We start from the raw sequence: 17,667 nt of genomic DNA on the forward strand, positions 1-17,667 counted from the left end.
ACCCGATACTCGCCAGCCGCTAGGAAACAAACAAGAACGTTGTATAATGGCGATTGAGACGTTTTAAAGGCTTATAGCGAGGCTGTGATCATTCATAAATTCAGTAACTTCACAACCAATAACCAACAAACAAATGGTCTACGCGTACCGGCTAAAACGCCTCACTCGCCTTATACCTTTGCCATTGTAAAACATTTTGAAAGAAACTGTAGAAAATAGAATTGACAGATGATAATAAAACATATGACGAGAACTTATCTTTCAATGAGGATTTTTGCACTCATTTGGAATATCATCTTGGAAAAACATTTGAGTTATCCGAGAGAGATGATTTAAAAGAATTTTGGTGTGATGGCGTTTCGTCGATTCCGATTCCAGACAGTCAACTGACTAAAAAGAGTGCTAATGATTCTAGGAAAATTATTACTAAAGCCTGGATAGGTAAAACAGGACAAGATGAGTATGAAATGACAATCCAATTTGGTAAATATTCGCTCCTTAGATACGCAAAAGGGACTGATATGAAAGACTGTATCCTTTCAGAGAATGAGCATGACTGGTATTATATCGATACTCGGAGTAAAAAGATACAAATCCAATTAAGATAATTTCACTCTATGATACAAGATTGTATTGTTAAAATATGTAACCTGCCGATTGATTTTAAGGATAAAAATAAATCACCTTATGATTTGGCAAAGGAGAGTAAGTTTGAGATTTATCAGGATTCGATATCAGTATCTGAAATTCGACGATATTTAATCGAAAACAAACCCCTTTTAAATCAATGGCAAATATGGTCGTGGGATAAGAGGACAACAGGATACTATCTTTCGTATGAGGATAATAATGCTGTAGGATTTATAAATGAGAAACATCAAACAACTTTTAAACAAGAATTTGATACATCGATAGATGCCTGTTCTGAGTTTATTTATCGAGAAATTTCTAGTATACTTGGATTAGAAAAATGAATCTAAAAATGCACGATGCGCTAACAATGTGTCATACGTAATGGCGGGAAAAGTAATAAATATCAAGGTTTGTGGCTCGCATCAACACCATCTCGGTTTGATAGCGAGGAGCTCCGAAATCCGCCACTACGCATACACTTACCGTTATACAACATTTGAGAAAAACCAAATATGTTGAATATTTTCAAGAAAAAAAGAAAGAAAATAACAGATAATATTCTTGGAATTTTGACATTCAGAAAGTCGAATAGACTTGACGAATCTTATTGGAACGTTGACCGAAAAGTAAATTCTGTAAATGAGTTAGTGGAGTTTTACATCTACAATAATGAAGATGGAATTAATGAAAGTCAAAAAAAACTGATTTTAGAAATTCAAAAAAAATATCCTGAATTAATTGACAACTTGGAAAAATATTTAAACACTAAAATTCGTAAAATTGACTCAAACCATTTAAACATTTCTATCAATAAAGATTTAGATGTTCACTTTATAAATATTCCTGAAAACCCAACAGAATTGAATACTTGGGAATTGAATTTAGTTGAGAAAAGAGGATTTACGAATTATGAAATTACGATTGAAAATTGGATTCCTATTGATTTAGGAATTTCAGCATAAAAAACGTTGTACAACACCGTGTATAATTAATTGCTTGGTTCACTGCCGACTTACGAACACTCCTTCGGAATATTCTATCTGTAATTTATTTGATAAATTAGTTGCTGTAACACGCAACGAAATCATACACAAACACGTTGTACAACATATGAAAAATATTCTGCTATCAATATTCCTTTTAAGTGCGATATCTGTTTTTTCCCAAAATGAAACTACGGATGTCGAAGGCGAATTAATCTTTCTGGAGTACGCTATAATCACTAAGAAATGTAATGAATTAAATAGCTGGTTCGAAAAAAAAGAATGTGCTAAAGAAGAAATCCGAAGAGATATTGCGCAAAAATTTGATACTGAAATTAATGAGCAATTGAAAATAGGTAAATATAGAATATGGTTTCTTTTTGATTTTTATAAACTAAATGGCAAACCGATAATGACGATAGAATGTGATACTAAAATCTTAAAAAAAGAAGCTGAAAGAATAATAGCCGATATAGATTTTGAAGTCAACCTGCGGTGGGAAAATAACGAAAAACGTATCGGAAAATATAAAATACCAATTGATGTAATGATACGCGAGTAAATACGTTGCACAACAAAGAACTGAGGTAACAAACACCTCTTTTCTTCAATAATTTAAGACATTATTGTTTAAGGCTAATAAAAATCAATCAATTGATTTTTATTAGCCTTTTTTTAAGTTCTTTTTCTTGATTTATCGAGGCCAGATGAAAATCTGTGTTTCATTATATCGCCTGCCCGATTTAGCTATAGCAATACATGATTTCAGAAACTGACCAATTCTATCAAAATATATTTGAATTTTTGATTTCATATAATTAGGATAAACTTCACTCAATGAATTGTCTAATTCGTTTAGAAAAACTAACTAAAAACGAATAATTCACTATAGACTTAATCTTAATTAAAATCAATATACCCCATAAAAAATAGGGATCAAATATTTAAAAACACACTTTTAAATCAGTATACCCTATATAATTAATGATTTATACTTTTATAAGTCAATAAAAAGTCACAACTTCGGTTTTTTAATATAAATGGCTTAAAAATGATTGTTGGAATCCCAAAAGAGATTAAAAATAACGAAAGTAGAGTAAGTATGACACCTGCCGGAGTTTATGAAATGGTAAAAAACAACCACACCGTTTATGTGCAATCCACCGCTGGTGAAGGAAGCGGCTTTTTTGACAACGACTATAAAAAAGCCGGTGCGATCATAGTTAACACCATTGAAGAAGTATATACCATAGCAGAATTAATCGTAAAAGTAAAAGAACCTATCGAGCTAGAATATGATCTAGTGAGAGAAGGACAAGTGCTGTTTACCTATTTTCACTTTGCTTCTAGCGAGCCTCTTACGGCCGCTATGATAAAAGCCAAAGCCATTTGCATCGCTTATGAAACCGTAGAAGATCAAGAAGGCACCTTACCACTACTAACACCTATGTCTGAGGTAGCTGGTAGACTCGCCATACAGCAAGGCGCAAAATATTTAGAAAAGCCCGTAAAAGGAAGAGGCGTTCTATTAGGTGGTGTTCCAGGTGTTGCTCCTGGTAAGGTTTTAGTTCTAGGAGCTGGCGTGGTAGGAATTCAGGCCGCAAAAATGGCCGCAGGTCTTGGCGCACACGTCACCATCATGGATATTAATATGAAACGATTGCGCTATGTAAATGATGTAATGCCACCGCACGTCGTGACAGAATTCTCTAATGAATTCAACATCAGGAAACATATCAAGACGCACGACCTAATTATAGGTGGTGTACTTTTAAAAGGTGCCAAAGCTCCTAACCTTATCACACGCGATATGCTTAAAGAAATGCGTCCAGGTACTGTGATTGTAGATGTCGCTGTTGATCAAGGTGGTTGTGTTGAAACTACTAGACCTACCACACATGAAGATCCTATTTACATCATCGATGACGTCGTACATTATACCGTTGCAAATATGCCTGGTGCAGTACCTTATACTTCTACCGTGGCACTTACTAATGTGACCTTACCTTATGCGCTTCAACTAGCTCGTCATGGTTGGGAAAAAGCTTGCAGCCAGAATCCAAGCCTAGAAAAAGGACTTAATATCATATCTGGTAAAGTGGTCTACAACGAGATAAATGAGGCCTTTGGTTGGTCATCAAAATAGTGTTTTGCGTTCTATAAGATGATAAATATCACGCTTTCGCGAAAGCGTGATTAAAAAATCCATGATAACTAAATGATATCATAGAGATCAAAATCAGAAATTACTGTTACCGCTATAAGTGGATACAGATGTATTAATCACTGTTTTTATGAACCAAAACCCATAGTTCTACTTCTTCACTAGCACGCCAGTTTTGTTCTCTAGTAGTTTTATCTGAAGCAGCTTTAACCCTTTTTTTATAACATCGTTCTAATTGAAACCTGTCGTGATGTGCGATCTCGCTTTCAATAGGATGATCATTAGTGACATCAGTTATTTGTGCAAGGTTAGAAAATAAGATTAGTAGTTTTCCTTCTACAGCCAGTCGTTCTTTTGCAGCAGCAAAAAATTCTGAGAATAACTCTTCTGGGTAATACATCGCCTTATCGGTCCTATCGTTTTCTGAAGAAATGGGTAACCACGGTGGATTAAATACTATTAATTCTGTCTGTTTATCCCATTTACCAAATAATGGTGCATGATCCAGCTCTATCTTTCTAGAAAGCTTTGTATCGCCCATAAATTCTGTAAGACCTATAATAGCATTAGGATTGATATCTGTCCCATATACTTTCTGAAAACCATGACCTACTAATTGAAATGAAAGCGCACCACTACCTACACCTATGTCTATAGCTGATTTCTTAGGACCTTCATATCGCTTTAACCAGTTATCAAAAACGGATAAATGGTCAAATCTAGTAGGGAAATAAACACCATAATAAGGATGTATCTTATTTCTTAAGGTAGGTACCGATATTCCATTTTGATACCACTGCCAGGAACTATTTAATCCTTGAACTTGTGGAAACGTGAGTAAAAAATTAGTGTTACCGGTATACAGTTTTTCAAGCCAGCCTATAGCAGGTGCTTTTTTTACATCGATTTTATAATTGATGATTTCTAGAAGTATGAGGTTAGACAGCTTGTGATAAGCAGCACGATACTCACGTTGTTCTTGAAATGTTTTATGGGGCATCTTACTTTTAAGATACTGCTGTAGTTCTTTAAGTAGTAGAACTCCATTGCTATAATAATCTGCAATAAGAACTGGTTTACCAGCTTCTAGCGCTTGAATGGTTTTCTTAATTTCTGTAGAAAGATTAAAAACCTCTAATCGTTTACCTGTTACAAATGGTGCAGGCTTATGGGCATTGATTTCTGTATTCATCAATTTGCGTTGTGAAGAACGAGTTGCAAATTAATGAGAAGAGCAAAGCGCGTGATTATATAACACTGTAAGTATAGTTACTTACCAGCAATCAGGCATTAAGTGTTTGCTAGAGTTCATTAGACTATCGTGACCGTATGTGGCACTACAATAGGATTGTATTAATGAATAAATAATTATAAAGTAAAGGTACTTTTTAAAAAACAAAAAAAGCCTCGCACAAGGCGAAGCTTTTTAATATCGTTAAAATTCTAAGAAGATTACTTCTTGAATTTTGCATATTTAGTTTTGAACTTGTCAATACGACCAGCCGTATCTAAAAGTTTAGTCTCACCAGTATAAAAAGGATGAGAAGTACGAGAGATTTCCAATTTAATAAGTGGATACTCGTTACCTTCAAACTCAATCGTTTCCTTAGTAGGAGCTGTCGATTTAGTTAAAAATATTTGTTCGTTAGACATGTCTTTAAAAGCTACTAGTCTATAATCTTCTGGGTGAATTCCTTTTTGCATGATCTTAATCTTATTCTTTTGCGGCTGCAAATTTAATCATTATAATTAAATCTACAAATAGATTGCTTAAATATATCTGTGCAATTTATAGCTTTCGGGCGTAATGCAAACCATTATATTTGTATTTCTTAAAAAAAAGAACATTTTGGATCAAATAGTAAAGAAAAACGCTTTCATAGTAGGCCTTATCGGTGCGGTGGCAAATCTAGCTTTAGTCATTTACATATGGCAAATTCAAGCATTTAGCAGTGTAGGCTTAGGTATTGCCATGATGATATTACCTATTCCCTTTGGAATTGCCGCACAATGGTGGAGCAAGTCCAGCCTCAACAGTTATCTATCCTTAAAGCAAGGTGTCCTCGCTTTTTTCTTGTGTATGCTTGTTATTTTTCTGGTAGATTTTATCGCAAACTACCTTATTTATGTACAAATAGATCCAGGTGCACAAGCCATAGCCGAAAAAGCTACGGAGGAGTTTGCTCAGAAAAATGAAAATGCTCTCGCAAATCAAGATGTTTTTAAAAAACCTGTTTATAGTCTAGGCAGCTACTTTACTGGCTTTATTTCTAAACTATTGTTTTACACTATTTTTGGAATCTTATCAGCTTTAATTTTCAGAAAAGAAGCGCCACAACAGGCTTAGTTGTCATATTTATATAGAATCTCTTGCATGAATTTATCCATTGTCATACCGCTGTTAAATGAGGAAGAATCTCTTCCAGAATTACACGCTTGGATCCTACGCGTTATGGAGACCATGGACATCAGCTATGAGATCATTTTTATAGATGATGGTAGTACAGATGGCAGTTGGGATGTTTTGGATACGCTTTCGCGTAAGCATGAAACCACACATACCATAAAGTTTTTAAGTAATTATGGGAAATCACAAGCCTTGCATGCCGGTTTTCATAAAGCACAAGGCGAAGTCGTAATTACTATGGATGCAGACTTGCAAGACAGTCCAGATGAGATTCCGGAATTATACCACATGATTGCTGATCAACATCATGACCTAGTAAGCGGCTGGAAGAAAAAAAGGTATGATAGCGTTATTGCAAAAAATTTACCTAGTAAACTATTCAACTGGGCAGCACGTAAAACCAGCGGCGTACAATTAAATGATTTTAACTGTGGTTTAAAAGCATATAAAGCAACTGTTATTAAAAATATAGATGTTCATGGCGAGATGCATCGCTATATACCTGTGCTGGCCAAAAATGCTGGTTTTAGCGACATCGCTCAAAAAGAAGTGATCCATCAAGCTAGAAAATATGGAACGACTAAATTTGGTTATGAACGTTTCATTAATGGGTTTTTGGATTTGATTACCATTGCTTTTATATCAAAATACGGTAAACGACCTATGCACCTTTTTGGCGCACTAGGTGTTATTATGTTTATGCTAGGTTTTATAACCGCTGGTTATGTAGGGTTTTCAAAACTTTATAAAATGGCCAATGATATTCCTTATGGATTAGTAACCGATAATCCGTGGTTCTTTATTGCACTTACCACTATGCTATTGGGCGTTTTATTCTTTATTGCTGGTTTTCTAGGAGAATTAATTCTTAGAAATGGGAACCAAGTGAACCGTTACCGCATTGAAAAAGAAGTTTAAAATTTAGGAAGTAACCCCATTAAGTTACCTACACTTTTCAAGAACAGATAAATTGGACTGCACGGTATTGCGGTACACACAAATCCGACCTGCCTACAACCTACTATTTTCTGTTATCTTTGTACTTCATTCATACGTCATAAAAATGGATAAAGAAGCTATTCTTAAAAATGCTCAATCATGGACACAAGCGCCATTTGATACCGATACAATTACAAAAACCCTTGCTTTAATAAGCGCAAATAACGCAGATTTTCAAGAATCTTTCTATAAAGATTTAGAATTTGGAACTGGTGGTATGCGTGGTATTATGGGTGTTGGGACTAATCGTATCAATAAATATACTTTAGGTAAAAACACACAAGGTCTTTCTCAATATTTAAAAGACACCTTTAAAGATGAACAAATTAAAGTAGCTATCGCCTTTGATTGTCGTCATAATTCTAAAGAACTAGCACAAGTAGTGGCAGACGTTTTTAGCGCAAATGGTATACATGTTTACCTCTTTGAAGACCTGCGCCCTACTCCATTACTATCCTATACCGTAAAAGCCAAAGATTGCCATGCTGGTATTGTGCTTACTGCCAGTCATAATCCGCCAGAGTATAATGGTTATAAAGTATATTGGCAAGATGGCGGACAGTTAGTGCCACCACAAGATAAAGCTATACTAGACCTTATCGCTTCTCTTCATTTTGAAGATATTAATTTTAATGGTAATCCAGATCTCATTGAATTATTAACGCCTGAGGATGATAATGCATTCATCGTGGACAGTATTAAGGCTGGTAAAATTGCTGGCGATGTAGATCGCTCTCGATTAAAAATAGTTTTTACGAGTTTACACGGTACGAGTATTACATTAATTCCAGAGACGCTAAAAAGAGCTGGTTTTACAGACTTGCACGTCGTTAAAGAACAAGCGATTCCAGACGGTAATTTCCCAACGGTAGTTTCTCCTAATCCAGAAGAACCAGAAGCTCTTAAAATGGCTGTAGAACTGGCTGATAAAATCCATGCAGACATTGTCATAGGAACAGATCCAGACAGCGATCGCCTAGGTGTTGCTGTACGAGATAATGATGGTAAAATGGTCTTGCTTAATGGTAATCAAACCATGATCGCCATGACAGACTTTCTTTTACAACAATCAGATTTAAAAAACGCGACGCAACCATTCATAGGCTCTACCATAGTATCAACACCTATGATGCATGATCTAGCGATGGCTTATCAGGTGGAATGCAAAGAAGGATTGACCGGATTTAAGTGGATCGCAAAGATGATTAAAGACCATCCACACCAAGACTTTATCGGTGGTGGTGAAGAAAGTTTTGGCTACATGGTTGGTGACTTTGTACGTGATAAAGATGCTGTGACTGCGGCATTGTTAGCTTGTGAGATGTACGCTTACGCGAAAGCGAACTCATCCACAACCTATCAAGAACTATTAAAACTTTACGTAAAACACGGCTGTTATCAAGAAAGACTTGTGTCTCTAGTTAAAAAAGGAATCTCGGGTGCTCAAGAAATCAAACAAATGATGATCGACCTGCGAGAAAACACACCAAAACAAATTGCAGGACAAGATGTCATTATAGTAGAAGACTATGCTGCGAGTACTAGAATAAACAAGGATTTAAATAAAACAGAAACACTAGAAGTTCCTAAATCTAACGTTTTAATCTTTTATCTAGCAGATGGCTCAAAGATTGCAGCGAGACCTAGTGGAACTGAACCTAAAATTAAGTTCTATATCAGTGTGAAAGCACCGCTAGATGATGTTGCTAATTATCCTGCAGTGCAAGAACAACTTAACAAAAAAATTAACGGCATTCTAGCCGATTTTGATATTTAATTAATGAATTATTTCAAAGAGATTCTTGGGTATGCTAAGCCTTATAAAAAATGGGCGGTACTCAATATCATAAGTAATGTACTCTTTGCATTTTTTAGTACGTTATCATTTGTTTCCCTAATGCCTGTATTACAGGTCCTATTTCAAGAAACTGAAGAAGTTTATAACAAACCTGTCTGGACTGATTTTACAAAAACAAAGGAGTTTGTAGAAGGCTATGTCAATTACTACGTATCTGAAGTTGCAAAAAATGATCAAGAACAAGCGTTAATCTTAATGATTGTCTTAGTAATCAGTTTGTTCTTTTTAAAGAATGTGTTTGGTTATTTAGGAATGTATTTCTTGACTTTTTTCAGGACTGGAATTATGAAGGATTTACGTGATGATTTATATAAGAAAATAGTAAATCTTCCTGTTTCTTATTTTTCTGAAAAACGTAAAGGTGATGTGATTTCTCGCGCCACCACAGATGTGATTGAGATTCAAAGTAGTTTTCTATCCATACTGGAGTTAATCGTTAAAGAACCGCTCAATATTATTTTTGCACTTGCCGCTATGTTGATGTTTAGCGTTAAACTGACTTTATTTGTATTAGTGTTTATTCCCATTAGTGGTTATATCATATCGCTTATAGGTAAACGATTAAAAAGTAAATCAGAACGTGTACAAAAGGAACAAGGTGCTGTTCTTTCTCAACTAGAAGAAACTCTAGGTGGACTTAAAGTCATTAAAGGTTTTAATGCAGAAGAACGCATGCAAGATAGCTTTGAGAAAACCACAAGCAGATTCCGTAGGTTTACCAACAGTCTTGATAAACGTAAAAGTTTTGCCAGCCCAGTAAGTGAAGTTTTAGGAATTGCCGTCATAGGTGTTTTATTATGGTTTGGTGGACGCATGGTTTTAGTAGATGGCACTATCGCTGGATCTACCTTTATTACTTTTATGGGATTAGCATATGCCATTCTTACACCAGCAAAAGCACTTTCTAAAGCTAGTTATGGTGTGAAAAAAGGTAACGCTGCAGCAGAACGTGTTCTTCAAATTTTACATACTGAAAACACCATCGTTGACCCAACTAACCCAATAACTATTGATCGTTTTAAGCAAGGCATTGACATCAATAATGTCACCTTTGCTTATGAAGATGAAAACGTATTAAAGAACTTCTCTCTTCATATACCCAAAGGAAAGAGTGTTGCCTTAGTAGGTCAAAGTGGTTCTGGTAAAAGTACTATCGCAAATCTACTTACTCGATTCTATGACGTGCAAGACGGTACCATTTCTATGGATGGTCACGATATAAAAGATTTAAGTCTTAAAAGCTTACGCAATCAAATGGCACTGGTAACACAAGATTCTATCTTATTCAATGATACGATTGCTGTTAATGTTGCTCTAGCCAATAAAAACGCTAGTGATGAAGAAATCATTAACGCTCTTAAAATTGCAAACGCTTGGGAATTTGTAAAAGACCTTCCTGATGGGATCCATACTAACATAGGCGATAGTGGTGGAAAACTAAGTGGTGGACAAAAGCAAAGACTTTCAATCGCTAGAGCAGTGCTTAAAAACGCTCCTATCCTAGTACTTGATGAAGCGACAAGCGCACTGGATACAGAAAGTGAACGTTTGGTGCAAGATGCTCTTGAAAAAGTAATGAAAAACAGAACCTCTATTGTGATTGCGCACAGACTGTCTACCATTCAAAATGCTGACAACATTGTAGTTATGAATAAAGGAGAAATTGCAGAGCAAGGAACACATGCCGAGTTGATTGAAATGAAAGGCTTATATAACGGGCTAGTAGGCATGCAGAGTTTGTAAAATTTTTAGACACTAATACTTGATCATAAACATATAACCTCACTGGTATTGAAAACCTGTGAGGTTTTTAAATAATAACTAGCTTTAATGCCTTCATTAGAAAATTGCTTTACTCCTTTTAAAACAGACATTTCTGGAATTTCTATTCCGGAGAAGTTTACGTTTCCGATTTTCTATGATCCACATGAATTGTCCTTAATAGCAACCCGAGAATTGCAAGAATATTTAGAACAACCGCAAAACTGGCAGCATAACTTTTGGAATGAGAAAACAGGTGCTGGAGAAGCCGCAGGAAAAATGTTTGGTGTGCTAGTGGTACAAAACGAGAAAGGAGAACTAGGATACCTATCTGCTTTTAGTGGTCAGATCGATGGAACCATGGATATTGATCCCTTTGTACCAGCTGCTTATGTTGAGGATTTTGATAAAAGTTATTGTGATGGACAGTTTAAAGAATTTACAAAACTAAGCCATCAGGTTTCCATTCTAGAGCAAACTCCAGAATACATTACCGCCTTAAATCATCTTCAAAAACTCAAAGAAGAGGCATTAATTTTACTGGAAACACAACGCAAAAAACATAAGCTGCAATCTCGAGAACTTAAAGCACAACTTAGACAAAGTTCTAAAACTCTAAACGAGCAAGAACTTAAACAGCTTAAAGCTTTACAACACCAGCAACATCTCAATCAGAAGTTTCTCTATCGTGAATACGAGATCTATTTATTAGAAAAACAGCAACCATTTCAAGTTATCGTTGATCAATATCAATCGCAAATGGAAGCGCTCACCACGCAACGCAGGCAACAATCCCTAGATTTACAAGATTGGATTTTTAAACAATATGACCTTCTAAATGCAAATGGAGAGCGCAAAAATGTTTTAGAGATTTTTAATGAGTTAAATCTAGGTGCTCCACCTGCTTCTACTGGTGATTGTGCTGCTCCTAAGTTATTGCAATACGCTTTTACAAAAACATTAAAACCCATTGCTCTAGCCGAATTCTGGTGGGGAAAATCGTCTAAATCGCAAATCAGAAAGCACAAACAATTTTATCCTGCCTGCCGCAGTAAATGTGAACCCATTTTAGGACACATGTTGCAAGGACTAGATGTAGAGGACAATCCACTACTGATCAATCCAGGATTAAATAAAACGATGGAAGTGATCTATGAAGATGAGGCCATCATCATTGTGAACAAGCCAGAAGAGTTTTTATCAGTTCCTGGGAAAACCATAAAAGACAGTGTTTATAGTAGGCTTAAGGAGTTATATCCAGATGCGACTGGACCGATTCTAGTTCATAGATTAGATATGTCTACATCTGGAATTTTAGTAGCTACTAAGAATCTAGAATACTATCATTTTATTCAAGAACAGTTTATCAATCGTACGATTTCAAAAAGATATGTCGCATTACTCAGTGGAGTTTTAGAGAATAACGAAGGAATGATTGAATTACCATTGCGCGTAGATCTAGATAACAGACCTACTCAACTGGTATGTTATGAATACGGTAAATCTGCTCGTACTAAATATCAAGTGTTAGAACGTAGAGAAAAAGAAACACTGGTTCACTTCTACCCGATTACTGGTCGCACGCACCAATTGAGAGTTCACGCGGCACATGCTAGTGGATTAAATGCACCTATTGTGGGCGATGATCTTTATGGAACGGCAACGAATCGATTACATTTACATGCCGAGTTTATTAAATTCATTCATCCTATAACGCATAAAGCGGTTTCTTTTAAAGCACCAGCTCCTTTTTAATTAATCAGATTGTTCTTAACGGCCTAAGAACATAATACGTGAAAAATGAAGTGAAGCGTAGGGTTCAGCAAAAATCGTTTGAAATGAAATGAAACGTAATGAGATAAATCTATTTTTCAACGCTATGGTAGTTGATATCGACTAACCTTCTTTTTGCGCCGCAGCTAACAAAATTTTTAGTTTTAGGTTCTTAAGCCTTGATTTTTTTGTTTCGTTTTTTGATCAAGCAAAAAATGAAAATGAAATCAAAATCAATAAACTTTCTATAATCTAAAATGATTGAAAAATTCATAGCATGAAGTCTTTTAAGTATACTAAATTTGACTATCAAATTACCTCATGTCTTTCACCCTACTCTCATCGCCACTGCAAGGCTTTACAGAATTCCGTTTCAGGAATGCGGTTCATAAATATTTTGGTGGTATCGATACCTTTTATGCACCATACATTAGGTTTAATAATAAGCCCGAGATAAGCAGCAAATACCAGCGTGATCTACAATTAGAGAACAACCATGTTCCAGATTTGATACCGCAAGTCATGACTAATAGTGCCGACGAGTTTATTACCGCTGTGAAGTACATCAGGTCATTAGGTTACAAAGAACTCAACTGGAATCTAGGTTGCCCTTATCCTATGGTGACTAAAAAAGGTATGGGAAGTGGTTTGATTTGTGAACCATCTAAAATTGATAAAATACTAGATCGAGTGCATGCCGAGACTGATGTGATTGTTTCTATGAAAATGAGAATGGGCTATCTAGAACCTACAGAGATACTTGATACATTCCCTATACTAGAAAAATATCCTATTAAAAGTATAGCCATTCATGCGCGCATAGGTAAGCAATTATATAAAGGTGGTGTAGATTTAGAATCTTTCCAGCGTTGTCTGGATACTTCTAAAACCAAGCTTTATTATAATGGGGACATCACTACGGTTGCCGGTTTTAGAAAAATGCAGGAACAATTCCCTACCATTGACCACTGGATGCTCGGTCGCGGTCTCATAGCAGATCCTTTTTTACCCAGTATGATTAAAGCAGACACAGAGGTTTATCCAGAGAATCGCTGGGAAATCTTCCGTGAATTTCACGATACCATTTATCAGGAGTATGATGCTTTTCTACAAGGTCCTACACCTATAAAAATGAAAATGCAAGGATTCTGGGAATACTGGTCGCAGACATTTCCTAATCCGCAAAAAGCTTTTAAGGCGATTAAAAAAGCTAATAATCCTAGAGCTTATAATCAGGCTGTGAATGATAATTTAAAAACGGTAAATAGATAGTTTGTTTCACGCTTTCGCGAAAGCAAAATCCTAAAAACCTACTTTTGTAACCTGCTTTATGGAACAAAGAGATCTACTGCTTATCACACCACCGTTTACCCAATTGAATACACCGTATCCAGCGACGGCTTATATCAAAGGTTTCTTGAATACCAAAGATGTCAGTGCATTCCAAATGGATTTAGGTATAGAGGTAATTCTTGCTTTATTTTCAAAAGATGGTATGGAATCTATGTTTGAAAAAGCATTTGATAATGAACGTATTATATCTTCAAATAGTCAACGTATTTATGCCTTACAAGATCAGTATTTACAAGTACTGGAACCTATAATTTCCTTTTTACAAGGTCATAATGAAACGCTTGCAAGACAAATTTGTACCGATAATTACTTACCTAGAGCATCTCGATTTGAACAACTGGATGATATGGAATGGGCTTTTGGGAATATGGGAATGCAAGATAAAGCCAAGCATCTCGCTACTTTATATTTAGAAGACCTATCAGATTTCATCAAAGAATGTGTGGATGAAAATTTTGGTTTCAGCCGCTATGCAGAACGTTTAGGAATGAGTGCCAATAGCTTTGACGAGATCTATGAACATCTCGAGAGCGACCTTACTCCTATTGATCAAATCACTATAGATATTCTAGAAAAAAGAATTCAAGAAGTACAACCAAAACTGGTTTGTTTATCCGTACCATTTCCTGGAAATTTATATAGTTCTCTGAGATGTGGTCAGTTTATCAAGAAGCATTATCCGAAGATTAAAATTGCTTTTGGCGGTGGATTTGCTAATACCGAATTGCGCTCTGTTACTGATGTGCGCGTGTTTGATTTCATAGATTACATCGCACTCGATGATGGAGAATTGCCATTAGAATTAATAGTAAACGATGTTTTAAATTGTGAAAAACAACGCGTTTTTAAACGCACCTTTATTTTAGAAAACAATGAGGTGGTTTATAAAAACAACAGCACGGCTAGCGATTACAAACAAAGTCAAGTTGGCACACCAGATTATAGTGATTTACTACTGGATGAGTATATATCTGTCATAGAAATTGCAAATCCTATGCACAGTTTATGGAGCGATGGACGCTGGAATAAACTGACTATGGCTCATGGCTGCTATTGGGGAAAATGTACTTTTTGTGATGTCTCACTAGATTATATCAAACTCTATGAACCAGTTGCTGCTGGAGTCTTAGTAGATCGCATGGAGCAGTTGATTGCTCAAACTGGAGAAAGTGGTTTTCACTTTGTAGATGAGGCAGCGCCACCAGCATTAATGCGCGCTGTAGCACTAGAGATTTTAAAAAGAAAACTATCTGTCACGTGGTGGACCAATATCAGGTTTGAAAAGAACTTTACTCAAGATTTATGTCACTTACTAAAAGCGAGTGGATGTATAGCCGTTTCTGGTGGACTAGAAGTAGCATCAGATCGTTTACTGAAATTAATTGATAAAGGAGTTACCGTTGCTCAAGTAGCCCAAGTCACCAGAAACTTAACCGAGTCTGGTATCATGGTACACGCTTACTTAATGTACGGTTATCCTACTCAAACGGTTCAAGAAACCGTGGACAGTCTGGAAATGGTGCGACAACTATTTGAATTAGGAATAATACAAAGTGGATTCTGGCATCAATTTGCGCTTACAGCACATAGTCCTGTAGGTCTGAATCCTGAGGAATTTGGTATTACTCCGCAGCTCAATCCTATATCATTTGCTAATAATGATGTACAGTTTGATGATCCTACTGGAGTAGATCACGAGCAGTTTAGTTATGGATTGAAGAAATCTTTATTCAATTATATGCACGGAATAGGTTTTGAGCTTGATTTACAAGACTGGTTTGACTTTAAAGCTCCTCAAAGTCAAATTGATCCTCATTATATAGAGGACTGCCTAAATCAAGAGACCTATAAAGCTCCTAAATCTAATCATAAAATGGTATGGCTGGGTAATGCTCCACTTGTTGCTACTTCTACAATTCATAAAAAGGGTAAAGAAATCAGCTCTTTAAAACTTCAATTTCACCAAGCAACTGATTGGTTTGAAATTGAGCTAGAAGAATCTAAAGCTGATTGGTTGATAGAGCAATTAGAGAAGTCTACACCAGAAGCCAGTACAATAACGACTTATGGTAGTATGAAGAATAGTTATGAGTCTCAATGGGAACAATTTGAAACGTTTTGGTTTTCAGAACCTATGGAAGAACTTAAAGCAAATGGGTTTTTAATCTTATAAAACACTCACTTCAAAGTTTTGACCCTATAAAATATTGACATCAAAGTAGTTTTATGCTTACTTTGTGAACATGAAAAGAGCATTTAATTATAAGTACATCGTACTTATGCTGTTGTTGTTAGGGACATCAATAGCTACCGCGCAAGACGGACTCAATAGCATACCAGTATCTGAGACCTTTTCTGAAAACGGTTCTTATAAAATAAAATCTATTGCATTTGATAATACACCTGGAAATATAGATGGTGTTTCCTATGTGTATGATGGTGATCAATTGATGTATCAAATACCGAGATCTTTTGACATGTTATTAGACAACAGTACACGTATCGTGCTGTCTAATGATGGGAAAATTGTTGTCTATTACCACAACAAAAAATATAGACCCGAGAAAGAATTTGACAATGTGGTAGTTTATAAAGAAGGTTTACTCTTCGGTAGTTTTACCACGGAGCAATATGCAGCATGTAGCAGCAAAGAAAATGATTGTACGGTATTGTATAATAATTATGATGCAGTTATCGATTACAAGCGAAGCGATTATGGTAAAGCAGACTATAAAAAAGTCTTGCGTAGTATGGATGAAGATGAAGAATGGTTACATAACAAAATGCTGGTGATAAAAGACAACATCATATATACCGTTAGTGGCCAGAAGAAAATAAGTGTTTTTCATACTGACGATTTAGTGTTAGAAAAAAATGTAGACTTTGAGAAACTCTATCCGTTTATTAAAGACTTTCCTAGTCCAAAAACAGTCATTCTTAATGTGCCTAAAACAAGAATGACCATCGATCAATTCACTGAAAAAAAATCTGGTGAAACATTAAATCGCCTTTTAGAAAAAAGATACAATTTAAAGTCTGTTTCTAAAAATGATAAAAACGCGGCAAAAGAGTTTCAACTCTATAACATTTCCATGTCTGGGTACATGACTCGTTTTGGCTTTTTGGAACTTACCTCTTTGAATATAGACGCAAAATTTAATAAGGAAGATCTTGTAAAATACATAGATGACATCAATTTTGATCCAGCCACTATTGATAATGTATTACCTAAGCAGTACTTCAGCTATTATGCAATGAGTTATCGCAATCCTAACGATAATGTTGCTCGAGATGAAAAGATAGCTTATGATAAAGCTTTAAAACAAGAAAGAATAAGAAGAGAACGATTAGACACTATCAACGGCTTTTTCATTCCTAGATCTCTAGAAGAATCTTTTCTTCAATTAGATAAAATCATGCCTGAAAAAGAACGCAAAATTCTTGTATCTCTAGAAAATCAACCTGATAAGTATAATTCTGACACAGGCGGATTAGGTATATGGATCAGAACCAATTGGGGAATCATTGATGGATCTAGATTACAGACTTACTTCAATGAACGTAATTTATTCGATCCTAAAAAAATCTCTGCTATTATCGTAGCACAATATATCAAATACTTAAAAAACGAATCTCAGGTCGCAAGAAACTGGGAAAGAACCCATCCTAGAATTTAGAGCAAAAAAAAAGAGAGGACTCCTCCTCTCTTTCTAAGCGATCTCCACCGCTTTATTTT

The 17,667-nt window shown here is 35.6% G+C and carries 15 protein-coding genes; 13 read left to right on the forward strand and 2 right to left on the reverse strand.

Annotated elements, in window-relative coordinates:
• Positions 1 to 221: 221 nt before the first annotated feature.
• The 5 genes from ACJJVI_RS12260 to ald all read left to right on the forward strand — a co-directional run bounded on the left by ACJJVI_RS12260 (position 222) and on the right by ald (position 3,762).
• Positions 222 to 608 carry a hypothetical protein gene (locus ACJJVI_RS12260; protein ID WP_405352179.1) on the forward strand — a complete coding sequence of 129 codons (387 nt, stop codon included), beginning with the start codon at positions 222 to 224 and terminating at the stop codon, positions 606 to 608.
• A gap of 9 nt (positions 609 to 617) precedes the next feature.
• Complete coding sequence (locus ACJJVI_RS12265) at positions 618 to 974, forward strand: hypothetical protein (protein ID WP_397298979.1); 357 nt, start codon at positions 618 to 620, stop codon at positions 972 to 974.
• Between the two features lie 174 nt (positions 975 to 1,148).
• Positions 1,149 to 1,595: a hypothetical protein gene (locus ACJJVI_RS12270; protein ID WP_405352181.1), complete on the forward strand. Its 447-nt coding sequence runs from the start codon at positions 1,149 to 1,151 to the stop codon at positions 1,593 to 1,595.
• A 148-nt stretch (positions 1,596 to 1,743) separates the two neighbouring features.
• Positions 1,744 to 2,178: a hypothetical protein gene (locus tag ACJJVI_RS12275; protein WP_405352183.1), complete on the forward strand. Its 435-nt coding sequence runs from the start codon at positions 1,744 to 1,746 to the stop codon at positions 2,176 to 2,178.
• Positions 2,179 to 2,667: 489 nt separating this feature from the next.
• The gene (gene ald / locus ACJJVI_RS12280) at positions 2,668 to 3,762 is read left to right on the forward strand and encodes an alanine dehydrogenase (protein ID WP_036580572.1); all 1,095 of its coding nucleotides are present in this window, start codon (positions 2,668 to 2,670) and stop codon (positions 3,760 to 3,762) included.
• Between the two features lie 133 nt (positions 3,763 to 3,895).
• Here the strand turns inward: ald and ACJJVI_RS12285 are convergent, their stop codons facing one another.
• Together ACJJVI_RS12285 and ACJJVI_RS12290 are read right to left on the reverse strand one after the other, a co-directional pair.
• Entirely contained in the window at positions 3,896 to 4,972 is a 1,077-nt protein-coding gene (locus ACJJVI_RS12285; protein ID WP_405352185.1) for a methyltransferase, read from the reverse strand.
• A 260-nt stretch (positions 4,973 to 5,232) separates the two neighbouring features.
• Positions 5,233 to 5,484, reverse strand: a complete 252-nt coding sequence (locus ACJJVI_RS12290) for a type B 50S ribosomal protein L31 (RefSeq protein ID WP_036580578.1) — start codon at positions 5,482 to 5,484, stop codon at positions 5,233 to 5,235.
• Between the two features lie 145 nt (positions 5,485 to 5,629).
• Here ACJJVI_RS12290 and ACJJVI_RS12295 point away from each other — a divergent pair, with 145 nt between their 5' ends.
• The 8 genes from ACJJVI_RS12295 (at position 5,630) to ACJJVI_RS12330 (ending at position 17,608) form a co-directional block, all read left to right on the forward strand.
• The gene (locus ACJJVI_RS12295) at positions 5,630 to 6,127 is read left to right on the forward strand and encodes a DUF4199 domain-containing protein (RefSeq protein WP_160165383.1); all 498 of its coding nucleotides are present in this window, start codon (positions 5,630 to 5,632) and stop codon (positions 6,125 to 6,127) included.
• A gap of 27 nt (positions 6,128 to 6,154) precedes the next feature.
• Positions 6,155 to 7,105 (forward strand): glycosyltransferase family 2 protein, encoded by a 951-nt coding sequence (locus tag ACJJVI_RS12300; protein ID WP_036580582.1) that lies wholly within the window; start codon positions 6,155 to 6,157, stop codon positions 7,103 to 7,105.
• 145 nt (positions 7,106 to 7,250) lie between these two features.
• Positions 7,251 to 8,963, forward strand: coding sequence for a phospho-sugar mutase (locus ACJJVI_RS12305; RefSeq protein WP_405352188.1), 1,713 nt, complete (start codon positions 7,251 to 7,253; stop codon positions 8,961 to 8,963).
• A 3-nt stretch (positions 8,964 to 8,966) separates the two neighbouring features.
• Complete coding sequence (locus ACJJVI_RS12310) at positions 8,967 to 10,787, forward strand: ABC transporter ATP-binding protein (RefSeq protein ID WP_405352190.1); 1,821 nt, start codon at positions 8,967 to 8,969, stop codon at positions 10,785 to 10,787.
• An 87-nt stretch (positions 10,788 to 10,874) separates the two neighbouring features.
• Positions 10,875 to 12,560 carry a pseudouridine synthase gene (locus ACJJVI_RS12315; RefSeq protein ID WP_405352192.1) on the forward strand — a complete coding sequence of 562 codons (1,686 nt, stop codon included), beginning with the start codon at positions 10,875 to 10,877 and terminating at the stop codon, positions 12,558 to 12,560.
• A 339-nt stretch (positions 12,561 to 12,899) separates the two neighbouring features.
• Positions 12,900 to 13,850 carry a tRNA dihydrouridine synthase gene (locus ACJJVI_RS12320; RefSeq protein ID WP_405352193.1) on the forward strand — a complete coding sequence of 317 codons (951 nt, stop codon included), beginning with the start codon at positions 12,900 to 12,902 and terminating at the stop codon, positions 13,848 to 13,850.
• A gap of 58 nt (positions 13,851 to 13,908) precedes the next feature.
• Entirely contained in the window at positions 13,909 to 16,104 is a 2,196-nt protein-coding gene (locus ACJJVI_RS12325; RefSeq protein WP_405352195.1) for a B12-binding domain-containing radical SAM protein, read from the forward strand.
• A gap of 70 nt (positions 16,105 to 16,174) precedes the next feature.
• A complete protein-coding gene (locus tag ACJJVI_RS12330; RefSeq protein ID WP_405352197.1) occupies positions 16,175 to 17,608 on the forward strand; it encodes a DUF6794 domain-containing protein in 1,434 nt (477 codons plus the stop codon).
• Positions 17,609 to 17,667: the final 59 nt, after the last annotated feature.

It is taken from the genome of Nonlabens sp. Asnod3-H03 (assembly GCF_045063665.1).
Taxonomy (GTDB): Bacteria; Bacteroidota; Bacteroidia; order Flavobacteriales; family Flavobacteriaceae; genus Nonlabens; species Nonlabens ulvanivorans.

What these genes read in the sequence shown, in the direction of transcription:
- ACJJVI_RS12315 (WP_405352192.1), top strand. Translation starts at nt 10,875, where the DNA reads ATGCCTTCATTAGAAAATTGCTTTACTCCTTTTAAAACAGACATTTCT.
- ACJJVI_RS12325 (WP_405352195.1), top strand. Translation starts at nt 13,909, where the DNA reads ATGGAACAAAGAGATCTACTGCTTATCACACCACCGTTTACCCAATTG.
- ACJJVI_RS12290 (WP_036580578.1), bottom strand. Translation starts at nt 5,484, where the DNA reads ATGCAAAAAGGAATTCACCCAGAAGATTATAGACTAGTAGCTTTTAAA.
- ald (WP_036580572.1), top strand. Translation starts at nt 2,668, where the DNA reads ATGATTGTTGGAATCCCAAAAGAGATTAAAAATAACGAAAGTAGAGTA.
- ACJJVI_RS12285 (WP_405352185.1), bottom strand. Translation starts at nt 4,972, where the DNA reads ATGAATACAGAAATCAATGCCCATAAGCCTGCACCATTTGTAACAGGT.
- ACJJVI_RS12300 (WP_036580582.1), top strand. Translation starts at nt 6,155, where the DNA reads ATGAATTTATCCATTGTCATACCGCTGTTAAATGAGGAAGAATCTCTT.
- ACJJVI_RS12310 (WP_405352190.1), top strand. Translation starts at nt 8,967, where the DNA reads ATGAATTATTTCAAAGAGATTCTTGGGTATGCTAAGCCTTATAAAAAA.
- ACJJVI_RS12275 (WP_405352183.1), top strand. Translation starts at nt 1,744, where the DNA reads ATGAAAAATATTCTGCTATCAATATTCCTTTTAAGTGCGATATCTGTT.
- ACJJVI_RS12305 (WP_405352188.1), top strand. Translation starts at nt 7,251, where the DNA reads ATGGATAAAGAAGCTATTCTTAAAAATGCTCAATCATGGACACAAGCG.
- ACJJVI_RS12265 (WP_397298979.1), top strand. Translation starts at nt 618, where the DNA reads ATGATACAAGATTGTATTGTTAAAATATGTAACCTGCCGATTGATTTT.
- ACJJVI_RS12330 (WP_405352197.1), top strand. Translation starts at nt 16,175, where the DNA reads ATGAAAAGAGCATTTAATTATAAGTACATCGTACTTATGCTGTTGTTG.
- ACJJVI_RS12320 (WP_405352193.1), top strand. Translation starts at nt 12,900, where the DNA reads ATGTCTTTCACCCTACTCTCATCGCCACTGCAAGGCTTTACAGAATTC.